At 71.8% G+C, this 11,162-nt stretch carries 10 protein-coding genes; 8 read left to right on the top strand and 2 right to left on the bottom strand.

What is annotated here, in order from left to right; genetic code table 11:
* Nucleotides 1-74: 74 nt before the first annotated feature.
* The 3 genes from dapD to STSP_RS03040 all read left to right on the top strand — a co-directional run bounded on the left by dapD (nucleotide 75) and on the right by STSP_RS03040 (nucleotide 3,016).
* Nucleotides 75-1,070: a 2,3,4,5-tetrahydropyridine-2,6-dicarboxylate N-succinyltransferase gene (gene dapD, locus STSP_RS03030; RefSeq protein ID WP_067271573.1), complete on the top strand. Its 996-nt coding sequence runs from the start codon at nucleotides 75-77 to the stop codon at nucleotides 1,068-1,070.
* A gap of 174 nt (nucleotides 1,071-1,244) precedes the next feature.
* The gene (locus STSP_RS03035) at nucleotides 1,245-1,802 is read left to right on the top strand and encodes a SigE family RNA polymerase sigma factor (protein ID WP_067271575.1); all 558 of its coding nucleotides are present in this window, start codon (nucleotides 1,245-1,247) and stop codon (nucleotides 1,800-1,802) included.
* On the top strand, nucleotides 1,799-3,016 hold the full coding sequence (locus STSP_RS03040; protein WP_067271578.1) for a WD40 repeat domain-containing protein: 1,218 nt from the start codon (nucleotides 1,799-1,801) through the stop codon (nucleotides 3,014-3,016). Before STSP_RS03035 ends, STSP_RS03040 begins: the two co-directional genes overlap by 4 nt.
* Here STSP_RS03040 and dapA read toward each other — a convergent pair whose 3' ends face one another.
* On the bottom strand, nucleotides 3,017-3,922 hold the full coding sequence (dapA, locus tag STSP_RS03045; protein WP_067271581.1) for a 4-hydroxy-tetrahydrodipicolinate synthase: 906 nt from the start codon (nucleotides 3,920-3,922) through the stop codon (nucleotides 3,017-3,019).
* 296 nt (nucleotides 3,923-4,218) lie between these two features.
* Between dapA and STSP_RS03050 the strand changes: the two genes are divergently transcribed.
* From STSP_RS03050 to STSP_RS03065, 4 genes are all read left to right on the top strand, one after another.
* Nucleotides 4,219-4,629 (top strand): phage holin family protein, encoded by a 411-nt coding sequence (locus STSP_RS03050; RefSeq protein WP_067271584.1) that lies wholly within the window; start codon nucleotides 4,219-4,221, stop codon nucleotides 4,627-4,629.
* Nucleotides 4,626-5,462, top strand: a complete 837-nt coding sequence (locus STSP_RS03055; protein ID WP_067271586.1) for a DUF3618 domain-containing protein — start codon at nucleotides 4,626-4,628, stop codon at nucleotides 5,460-5,462. The genes STSP_RS03050 and STSP_RS03055 overlap by 4 nt, the downstream gene beginning before the upstream one ends.
* Nucleotides 5,463-5,611: 149 nt before the next feature.
* On the top strand, nucleotides 5,612-6,310 hold the full coding sequence (locus tag STSP_RS03060) for an ArsR/SmtB family transcription factor (protein WP_067271589.1): 699 nt from the start codon (nucleotides 5,612-5,614) through the stop codon (nucleotides 6,308-6,310).
* A 36-nt stretch (nucleotides 6,311-6,346) separates the two neighbouring features.
* Entirely contained in the window at nucleotides 6,347-7,078 is a 732-nt protein-coding gene (locus STSP_RS03065) for an SRPBCC family protein (protein ID WP_067271591.1), read from the top strand.
* Nucleotides 7,079-7,188: 110 nt separating this feature from the next.
* Here the strand turns inward: STSP_RS03065 and STSP_RS03070 are convergent, their stop codons facing one another.
* The gene (locus STSP_RS03070) at nucleotides 7,189-9,021 is read right to left on the bottom strand and encodes an endonuclease/exonuclease/phosphatase family protein (protein WP_067271595.1); all 1,833 of its coding nucleotides are present in this window, start codon (nucleotides 9,019-9,021) and stop codon (nucleotides 7,189-7,191) included.
* 344 nt (nucleotides 9,022-9,365) lie between these two features.
* Here STSP_RS03070 and STSP_RS03075 point away from each other — a divergent pair, with 344 nt between their 5' ends.
* Complete coding sequence (locus tag STSP_RS03075) at nucleotides 9,366-10,808, top strand: hypothetical protein (protein WP_067271598.1); 1,443 nt, start codon at nucleotides 9,366-9,368, stop codon at nucleotides 10,806-10,808.
* The last annotated feature ends 354 nt before the right edge of the window (nucleotides 10,809-11,162 follow it).

The raw sequence follows: 11,162 nt of genomic DNA on the forward strand, positions 1-11,162 counted from the left end.
CCGCCGCGCCCGGTACCTGAGACGCCGGCTCCACCGGTTAGCCTCCCCGGCCCCCGGCCGGTTAGGTTTCTGGCATGACCGACACGACTGCAACTGCACCTCGCACCACCGGCGCCGTCGCCGCCGGCCTCGCCACCGTCACCGCCGACGGCACCGTCCTCGACACCTGGTTCCCCGCGCCCGAGCTGTCCGGCGAGCCCGGCCCGGCCGGCACCGAGCGGCTGAGCGCCGAGCGCGCCGTGGAGCTGCTCGGCGAGGGCGCCGCGAAGGCCATCGGCCCGGACGCCCGCCGCGGTGTCGAGGTCGTCGCGGTCCGTACGGTCATCGCGTCCCTCGACGACAAGCCGCTGGACGCCCACGACGTGTACCTGCGTCTGCACCTGCTCTCGCACCGCCTGGTGAAGCCGCACGGCCAGAGCCTGGACGGCATGTTCGGCTTCCTCGCCAACGTCGCCTGGACCTCGCTCGGCCCGGTCGCCGTCGACGACCTCGAGAAGGTCCGGCTCAACGCCCGCGCCGAGGGCCTGCACCTCCAGGTGACCAGCATCGACAAGTTCCCGCGCATGACGGACTACGTCGCGCCGAAGGGCGTCCGCATCGCCGACGCCGACCGCGTGCGGCTCGGTGCGCACCTCGCCGAGGGCACCACGGTCATGCACGAGGGCTTCGTGAACTTCAACGCGGGCACCCTCGGCACGTCGATGGTCGAGGGCCGCATCTCGGCCGGCGTCGTCGTCGGCGACGGCTCCGACATCGGCGGCGGCGCCTCCACCATGGGCACCCTGTCCGGCGGCGGCAACGTGGTCATCTCCATCGGCGAGCGCTGCCTCATCGGCGCCGAGGCGGGCGTCGGCATCGCGCTCGGCGACGAGTGCGTGGTCGAGGCCGGTCTGTACGTCACGGCCGGTACGCGCGTCACCATGCCCGACGGCCAGATCGTCAAGGCCCGCGAGCTGTCCGGCGCCTCCAACATCCTCTTCCGCCGCAACTCGGTGACGGGCGCCGTCGAGGCCCGCCCGAACAACGCGGTGTGGGGCGGCCTCAACGAGGTGCTCCACAGCCACAACTGAGGCTTCTCGCCGCAGGCAGTCGGCCCAGGCGGCCCGCACCGGACGACGGTGCGGGCCGCCCGTTTATTTTGGCCGTCCACACAGGCATAGCGGGGGACGGCCGCACGCGTCACCACAGGCAGCAAGGTCCGCCGAACAGACAACAAAGAACAGAGGACCGAAGAGAAGGTGACGATGGATGCCGAGGTCCAGGAAGACTTCCGGGAGTTCGTGGCGAACAGGTCGTCCGCGCTGCTGAAGACCGCCGTCCTGCTGAGCGGCGGCGACCGGCACGCGGCCGAGGATCTGCTGCAGAACGCGTTGATCAAGGCCGCGGGACGCTGGCACCGCATCGACGAGCCCGAGGCGTACGTACGGCAGATCCTCTATCGGCAGCAGGTGAGCCGCTGGCGGCTGAAGTGGCCGCGGCGCGAACTGAGCGTGCCCGAGCTGCCGGAGACCGGATCGGGCACGGACGCCTCGTCCGCCGCCGAGCTGCGCCTCGTGATGCGCGCGGCACTGGCCCGGCTCACCGCCCGCCAGCGCACCGTGCTCGTCCTGCGCTACTTCGAGGACCTGCCGGAGGCCGACGTGGCCCGCCTGCTGGGCTGCTCGGTCGGCACGGTGCGCTCCACGACGCACCGCTCCCTCGCCCGGCTGCGCGACCTCGCCCCCGAACTGGCCGCGCTCGGCCCTGCCGGCGCCGAGCAGCAGCCGTCCCGCGACTTCTCGCCTGTGGAGGTGCGTCCGTGAACGTCGAAGAGCTGGTACGTGACTCGCTGCGCGAACAGGCCGACGAGCCCATGCCCGTCCAGCCGGGCTTCGCCGACCGGGTCCTGACGGCCCGACGGCGCCGCAGGACTCGCACCCTCGCATCAGTCGCCGCGGCCACCGCCGCCGTGGTCGCCGTCGCGGTGGCCGTGCCCCTGCTGGACTCCGGCAAGGACGACGTGCGTCTGGCGAGCGAGATGAACCCGAGCGACATCATCGCCCACCCCGACCAGACGCCACCGCGCGACCTGATCGCGGCGGGGAACGTCGCGCTGGCCTCGTACTACACCTGGAGCACCGTCAAGCAGACGGACGACCGCGGCACCGCCGTCCGCACGTACTGGCTTCTGGACCAGAAGACCGGCAAGTACGTGAAGACCACCAAGTGGTCCTACATCGCCGTCGCTCCCGGGATGCGGACCGCCGCCGTCCTGGAGAAGGACCTGCCCGCCCAGCGGATCGGCCTGCTCGACCTGCTCACCGGCGAGGTCGAGCGCTGGATCCCGGTCGGCCGCGGCGTCGCGGGGGTCGAGTTCTCGCCGGACGGCAGCAAGCTCGTCGCGACGACGTACAGCACGAACCCCGACCTGCGGTACAGGGCGGACTACGACAGCGACGGTGACGGCAAGAAGAACGACTGGATGCCGCAGTTCGGCCAGTCCGGCCGGACCGGCTTCTACGTCATCGACGTGGAGTCCGGCGAAGGCTCCTGGAGCGAGGTCACGTACAACAGCCAGGACCTCAACGTCCGCCAGGACTTCGCCTTCAGCCGCGACGGCAAGCTGGTCTACTCCGGGCTCACGACGGCCCCCCACATGCAGTACTACGACTTCGAGGGCAACGAGGTCCCCAAGCCGGCGAACGAGGAGTACGTGCACTGGTTCAACGACGCCGGACTGTCCCCGGACGGCAAGCTCGTCGCGGGCGGCTACGCGGGCGACAACAAGCAGTCCGCCTCCGAGCTCCTCGACCCCTACACCGGCAAGCGGGTCACCAAGGTGCGCGGCCAGCAACTGCTCGCCTGGGTCGACGACAAGCGGCTCATCGCCTGGGACATCCCGCCGGGCTCGAACGAGTTCCACAATCGGCTCGTGCTCGTCACGATCGGCAGCGACAAGGTCGTACCGCTGAGCGGCTTCCGCAAGGGGAACGACGGCGCGGCCGGCCGCTGGACGCCCATCTTCGCCGAGCGCTGATCAGGCCCCCGCGTTCACGAGCCGCTCGAACGCCGCCAGCAGCCCGTCGGTCGCATCGCGGCCGGCGGGCCGCAGCGGTGCCCGCACCGGGCCCGCGGGCAGCCCGAGCGCCCCGAGCAGCGCCTTCGCCGTGACCGTGCCGGGCAGCCCGGACGCCATCATCAACTCGATGAGTTCGATCACCTGTTGTTGCCGCAGCGCGGCACCCGCGGTGTCACCCGCGTCGTACGCGTCGAGGATCCCCCGCAGATGCCGCGGCGCGACGTTGGCGACCGTCGACACATAACCCGCACCGCCCACCACGTACAGCGGCAGGATGAACTCCTCGCAGCCCGTGTAGTACGCGAGGTCCGTGCGCGCGAGGACCTTCTGGGTGCCCAGCAGGTCGTACGCGCAGTCCTTCACCGCGGCGATCCGCGGATGTTCCGCGAGCCGCAGCATCGTCTCCGGCTCGATCCGGGTGCTGGTGCGGCCGGGGATGTCGTAGAGCATCAGCGGCAGCCCGGAGGCGTCAGCGATCTCCCGGAAGTGCTCCTCGACGGCGTCCTGGGGCGGCCTGCTGTAGTACGGAGTGACCACCAGCAGACCGTCCGCGCCCGCCTTCTCCGCCTCCAGAGCGAGCTCGACCGTGTGCCGGGTGTCGGAGCTGCCGACGCCCGCGACGACCGCCGCACGGTCGCCGACGACTTCGGCCACGGCGCGTACGAGAGCCGACTTCTCGGCGTCGGTCGTGGTGGGCGACTCGCCCGTCGTGCCGGACAGGACCAGCCCGTCGCAGCCGTCGGCCACGAGCCGCTCGGCCAGCTGCCGGGCCCCGTCCAGATCCAGGGCACCCGAGTCGGTGAACGGCGTGATCATCGCGCAGAGGGCGCGGCCGAAGGGAGCGGTGGGGCGTGAGGTCGTCATGCCTGCAGTGTCGGCACGGCGACGGTGAAGCTCCACTTAATTCTGCTAAGCGGTATGAGCAAGGAACGCTACGGCCCCGCACCGCCGCTGCGACTGAGGCTTCCGCTGCGTGCCCGCCCCGCTGCGGCGCGCCCGGCGTGCCGGAGCTGATCGCGGAGGCCGCGCTGCCGCAAGGGAGGCTGGACCTGTTCCAGAGCCGGCTCGCGCGGCTGGACGGCGGACAGGAGGGCACGTAGGAGGGGTAGTGCCGCCGTCGGCGGGTACCCGGTCGTCCCAGACGGAGGGAGGCGGGACACATGACCGCGGTCACGGATCAGCGTCGTACGGAACACTCGGTGGGAGAGCTGGTGAGCCGGGCGACCGCACAGCTCTCCACGCTCGTACGGCAGGAGATGCGGCTCGCCACCGCGGAGCTCGCCTACAAAGGCAAGCGGGCCGGGCGGGGCGGGGGGCTGCTCGGCGCGGCCGGCGCCATCGCCTATGTCGGGGTGATGGCCCTCGCCGCCACGGCCGCCGCCGCCCTCTCCCTGACGCTGCCGGTGTGGGCGAGCGCGCTCATCATCGCCGGGGTGCTCTTCGCCATCGCCGGCGTGCTCGCACTGATCGGCCGCCGTCAGCTCCGCGGCGCGACTCCGCCGCTGCCCGAGCGGGCGATGCACAGCGTCAGGGCCGATGTCGAGGAGCTCAAGGAAAGGGCGCACCGATGACGGACGGCATGAGGGCCGGCGCCAAGGGACCCGACGAACTGCGCCGGCAGATCGAAGAAACCCGCGCGGAACTCGGCGCGACAGTCGAGGAGTTGGCGGCCAAGACGGATGTGAAGGGCCGCGCCCGGCAGAAGGCCGCCAGGATGCGCGGCCGCATGAGCGAACGGGCCACGCACGCGAAGGGACGGATGCGAGGGCGCGCAGGGCATGCCGGGGAACAGCTGCAGGGGCGCGCGGCGGAAGCGAGGGAACAGGTGCAGATACGCGCCGAAGAGGCAGGCGAGCGGGTCGAGACTGCCGCGGCTCAGACTCAGGAGACCGCCGCGCAGGCGGTGGAGCGGGTGCGGCACGGCGCGCCCCAGCCCGTGCGCAGCGCCACGAGCGCCGCGGTCCGGGCCGGACGGCGCCACCCGCGGGCGGTGCTGATCACGAGTGCCGGGACCGGCGCGGCCGTCGCCGCGGGCGTGCTGTGGCACCGCAGCGGCGCCGGTCAGGTGGCCAGGGCACCACTCGGCCGCCGCCTCATCTGGAACAGCGTCCGCCACAGCCCCCTGGTCCCGAGCGGCCTGAGGCGGAGTGCGTTCGTCCCGAGTGGCTTCAGGCGGAGTGCGTTCGTCCCGAGCGGCATGCGCCGAAGCGCGTTCGTCCCGAGCGGCCTGCGCCGAAGCGCGTTCGTCCCGAGCGGCCTGCGCCGGAGTGCGCTGGTCCCGAGCGGGCTGCGCCGCCGTAGGCACAGCTATCTCCCCAGCGGCCTGGACCGTCTGATCGGCGGCCGCTGGAGCCACCGCCGGGGTCGCGGCCACCAGGTGGTCGAGATGCTGAACCGAGGGTGACGGTGCCGTAGCGGGCTGAACGCGACGCCTGCCGAAACCGGCGGTCTGCCGGCGGATGGGACTCCGCCGGCAGACCGCTGTTTTACGTTCCTCCGACCGACAAGCTCAGCAGTCTGGACAAAAATTGTTTTCGGTGGCACGGTGGACGCATGCTGGACGTGACCGTGATCGAGGACCCCGCGGCGGCAGCCGTCTCGCTCGACCCCATCAGGGCCCGGCTGCTGGCCGAACTGGCCGCCGGCCCGGCCTCCGCCGCGATGCTGGCCGCCCGTGTCGACCTGCCGAGGCAGAAGGTGAACTACCACCTCAAGGCCCTGGAGCGGCACGGCCTCGTCGAGCTGGCCGGAGAGCGCCGCAAGGGCAACGTCACCGAGCGCCTGATGCGCGCGACCGCCGCGTCGTACGTCATCTCGCCGCTCGCCCTGGGCGCGGTGCAGCCCGACCCGGACCGCGCCCGCGACCAGCTCTCGGCCCGCTGGCTGCTTGCACTCGCAGCCCGTCTGGTGCGGGACGTCGGCTCGCTCATCACGGGCGCCACGAAGGCCCGCAAGCGGCTCGCCACGTACGCGCTCGACGGCGAGGTGCGCTTCGCGTCGGCCGCCGACCGCGCCGCGTTCATCGAGGAGCTGACGCAAGGCGTCGGAGCCCTGATCCGCAAGTACCACGACGGGACCGCGGAGGGCGGCCGCGATCACCGGATCGTCATCGGCGTGCACCCCACCGTCAAGGGCGCGAGCGCTCCCGATGCGCGGCCCTCGGACGCACAGTCCCCGGCCGCCCGCCCCGAAGCAGAGGCGGACACCGCCTCGCCCGCAACCGCACTTCCCGCACCTCCGCAGACCGACTGACATCCGCAGACCCACTGATCCGCAGGAGCCACCACCATGTCCAAGGAATTCGAGATCGCCCGGGAATTCGAGGTCGACGCCAGCCCCGAAGAGGTCTGGGACGCCATCACCACCGGCACCGGCGGCTGGCTGTGGCCCAGCGAGTTCGAGCCGCGCGAGGGCGGGGCCGGACCGTTCGGCAGCACCATCGTCAACTGGGATCCGCCGCACCGGTTCACCGTGCGCAGCGAGGACGTCGGGTTCCCGACCCAGTCGCTCAACCAGCTCGACCACACCATCGAGCCCCGCGAGGAGGGCCGGAGCGCCTGGGTGCGGTACGTGCACAGCGGGATCTTCACCGACGACTGGGACAACCAGTACGACGGCGCCTCCAAGCACACCGACTTCTACCTGCACACCCTGCGCGAGTACGTGACGCACTTCGCGGGCCGCCCCGTCGCGTTCGCCACGCTCAACGGGCCCGAGGCGTCCACGGCCGCCGACGCCTTCGCCGCGGTCGGGCGGGCGCTCGGCCTCGCCGACGACACCGCCGGGGGAGCGCGTATCCAGGCCCGGGGGCCCGAGGGCCGCCCCCTCGACGCCGTGGTCGACTTCCGCAACCCGTACTTCATCGGGCTGCGCACCGACCACGCGCTCATCCGCTTCTTCGGACGCAACCACTGGGGCGCCCCGGTCGGCATCAGCGTCCACGACTTCGCGCCCGACGCCGACGCCAAGCACAACGAACTCGCCTGGCAGAACTGGCTGAACGGCGTCTTCAACGCCTGAACCGCCGCCGCCCCACGGCACGCCCGGGCCCGGCCTTCTGACTTCCGACGAAGGCCGGGCCCGGTCACGCACGGAACCACAAGACGGAACTACGAGACTACGCCAGCTGCTTACGGCCGGAAGCGCAGCACCTGGGGATCGTGGTCGCTGTTCTGGTCCGCGAACTCCGCGTTGATGTGCACGCTGTCGTACGAGAAGCCGTCGCAGCGGATGGACGGGCTCACCAGGATCTGGTCGAGGACCTGGCTGTTGCCCTGGTAGTCGTAGGTGTAACGCTCGCTCTTCGGCAGGGACTTGATGGCCGAGTACAGCGCGCCGCCGTCCTCCAGGAGCTTGGTGGTGGTGGAGAACTCGAAGTCGTTGATGTCGCCGAGCGTGACGACGTCCGCGTTCTTCTGCGTCTTGAGGATCTCCTTCACGAAGGCGTTCACGGCCGTCGCCTGCTGGTGGCGCTGGGTCTCCGAGCTCCGCGTGGGCGGCTGGTACTGGGAGTGCAGCGCCTGGTCGCCGCCCTTGGACGCGAAGTGGTTGGCGATCACGAAGACCGTACGGCCGCGGAAGACGAACTCGCCCGCCAGCGGCTTGCGGCTGTTCGTCCAGGCTCCGTTGCCCGGGTCGATACGGCCGGGCGACGCGGTGAGCGCGGCCTTGCCGTCCACCTTGGTGACGCCGGTCGTCGTCGAGTCGCCGCCCGAGCGGTCGGTGAAGGAGACCCGCTCGGGGTTGAACAGGAACACCTGCCGGATGTTGCCACCGGGCTCACCGCCGTCGGCGTTGTTCACCGGGTCGATGGAGCGCCACTCGTAGCGCGGACCGCCCGCGGCGACGATCGCGTCCACGAACTTCTGCACGGTCTGGTCGGCGGCGACCGTACCGTCGTTCTTCGCGCCGTTGTTGTCCTGGATCTCCTCCAGGGCGACGATGTCGGGCGCCTGCAGGTGCGTGACCACGCCGTCCGCGAGCTTGGCGAACTTGTCCTGCGCGTCGGTCGGGTCGAGGTTCTCGACGTTGTACGTCGCGACGGCCAGTTCATCGCTCTTCTGCTTGCGGGTGGTCTCCCGCTGCAGGCCCCCGTCGGTGACCGTGCCGAGGGTCCGAGCCGTCAGCGTGTACCCGCCGAACTGGCTGTAGTCGAGCGGGCCTTCGGTGGTGCCCTCCAGCACGTCGCCGACGTTCGCGGTGGGGAAGGGCTGCTGGGCGGTGGGCACCAGCGACTGGATCTGCAGGCGGCCCGTGTTCTGGGAGGTGTACGAGCCGTAGACGGTGCCGCCGCGGCGGGTGGGGTGCTCGTGCGGCTTGACCGTGACCCACAGCTCCGCGAACGCGTCGGTCGCGGTGACCACGCGGGACGTGCCGATGCGGACGTTCATGCCCTCGAGGGACTCGTAGTAGTCGAGGGCGTACTTGGCGGGCTGGAGCGTCAGGCCGTTGACGGAGCCCTGCGCGGCCGGGTCGCCGGCCGCCGTGTATGTGTCCGGCACCGAGCCGGCGTCGATGACCTCCGCCGCGGGCAGCGGGTTGCCGGACGACACCACCGTCACCGTCGGCTTGGTGATCTCGGTGAGCGACTGGTTGCCGGACGAGGTGCCCCCAGGGACGTACTCCGTGACCGTGCCGGACACCGTCACCGCGTCGCCGACGGCGACCGTCGGCGTAGAACCGGTGAAGACGAAGACGCCCTCACTGGTGGCCGAGTCGCCGTCCGGGTCCGGATCCTGGATCCAGAAGCCTCTGGAGGAACCGTAGGTCCGGGTGCCCGTCACGATCCCGGTCACGCCGGTGACCTGCTGACCTGCGAGCGGGGATATTCGGGTGCTGCCCTGGATGTCGTGGATCTGCACCTCGGCCGCCTCGGCGGGCGAGGTGAGGACGACGGCGGACACGGTGGAACAGACGGCGGCGACGGTCAGCGCGGCGATGCGCGACGAGCTCTTGCTCGGCAAGGGATCCCTCCGGGGACGATGGTCAGAGCGCCGGGACGAGGGTGGAACCGCGAACGGCACGAGGGCGGAACCGCGAACGGGAAGGCCCGCGTTCGCTCTCTACGCGCGTCAATCTCTTGTGCCGCCACGGGACTTGTCAAGGGACGACCGGGTAACGACCCCTGACCGCAACATGAACCGGAGCGACGGGTCCTTGCCGCCGCCCCGGATCCGGTTCCGGACCGGGCGCGGGGACGGGTCCAGGGCGGCGGACGGGCAGGCGGGACGCGGTCATGTCGGTCTAGGCTGGGCCGGTCGGACCTTCGCGGACCGGCCGCCCCACACGTCCCGAGGAGAACCAACCGATGTCCGTAAGCCCCTCCACGCTGCCGCCGGTGCGGCTGCACTCCGAGGCGGAGCTGGCGAGGGACGCCCTCGCCGCGCCGCTGCTCTCCCGCGCCGTGCGGCTCGCCCGCTGGGCGGGGCCGGACACCCGCGTCGGGGCGGGCGGAGAGCTCGTGGACGAGCAGCTCCCGGCCGCCGCGGCGGAGCTGGGCCTCGCGGACGACGAGGACGGAACGGCGTATGCGAGCGAGGCGTGGCGCGTCGCCATCGACACCGGCCTCGTCGAGATCACGGACGAGGAGGAGGGCACCGTCACGCGCGGCGACAACCTCGGCCTCATCACCTCCGGCGGCCCCCGGGACATCCTCGGCCTGTGGCTCGACGCGCTGGAGACCGTGCTGGCCGACGCGTCCGTGCCCGACCTCGACGATCTAGTCGACGCCATCGAGGACGACGGACAGATCGACTTCGAGCAGCTCGACTGGGACCCGGAGGCGGAGGCCGAGTTCCTGGACGGCGTGCTCGGCAACCTCTACCTGCTGAGCGTCAGCGAGGACGGGCCCGCCGGAGAGCCCGTGCCGCTGCCCGCGCTCGCCGCGTCCATGATCGTGCCCGACGGCATGGGCAAGCCCACCAACGACGTCCTCGAGCAGGTCTCGGACGCCATGATGCGGCTCGACGACCAGTTCCGGATGCTGGAACCCGTCGGGCTCGTCGAGTTCCAGCCGGTCGACGAGACCCTGCTGGCCGACACCGAAGAGGCCGGCGAGGAGCCGGGCGCATCCGCCGACGACATCGACGTCACGCGGTACGGCATGGTCAGGCTCACCCCGCTCGGCCTCTACGGCATGCGCGCGCGCATGCTGGAGGCAGGCCTCGACGCGCCCGCTGTCGGCGATCTCGCGGACAAGGGCGCCGACGGCCTGCTCGACGGCACCGCCGGTTTCCCGCAGGCCGCGGCGCAGGCCGAGATCGAGCAGTGGCTCGCACGGCGTGAGCCGCTCGCCGCGGCCGAGGAGCTCCTGTCCGCCGCGCGGGGCGGCGACGAAGGAGCGCCACTGCGGCGGCTGCGCTGCCAGCAGGCGCTCTCGCTGGTCGGCGGCGCGGCCGAGCCCGCGCTGCGCGCCGTACTCGACGACGCCGAGCTCGGCGGACTCGCACGCGTCTGGCTCACCGAGCACGGAGCGGGCGACGTGCCGCCGCCGCCCGAGTCCATGATCTTCTGGCTGACGATCGACACGCTTGCGGCGCAGCTCGCCGCCGAGGGCAACTCCGCGGAGCTCCAGGCCCTGGTGGAGGGTCTGGCACAGCAGCACAGCGGCTTCTTCGACACGGCGTGGCGCGTCGACCACCCCGCCACGGGCGACGTCCTGGAGGCGATGGGGCGGCTGCACCCCGACAAGAAGGTGGCCAAGGAAGCGCGTAAGGCGGCGTTCAAGGCGCGGTCGGCGCAGGGGGGTTGAGCGCCGCGGATCGGTGGCGGGCCGGGGGCCCGCCTACCGCCCGCAGCCCAGGGCGGGTGGTTCGCTGTCTCTCGGTGGGTGGTGGGGTCCGCGTGCGGCTGGCGGTCCGTGACCGGTTCGCCACCTGTCGGTGGGTGGGTGGGTCCGTACGCGGTTGTCGGCTGGTGGGCGGTTCGCCGTCTGCCGGTGGTGGGTCGCGGCGCGTGTGCGTCTGTGGGCCGTCGGCGGCTGGTGCGCCCCCTGCCGGTGGGTGGGTCGGGGCGTACGCGCCTACCGGTCCGCTCCGGTTCGCCACCTCTCGGTGGGTGGGTCGGGGCCGCGCCGGGATGTACGTCCTCGGTCTGGCGCCTAGCC

This window comes from Streptomyces jeddahensis, assembly GCF_001642995.1.
GTDB classification, from domain to species: Bacteria; Actinomycetota; Actinomycetes; order Streptomycetales; family Streptomycetaceae; genus Streptomyces; species Streptomyces jeddahensis.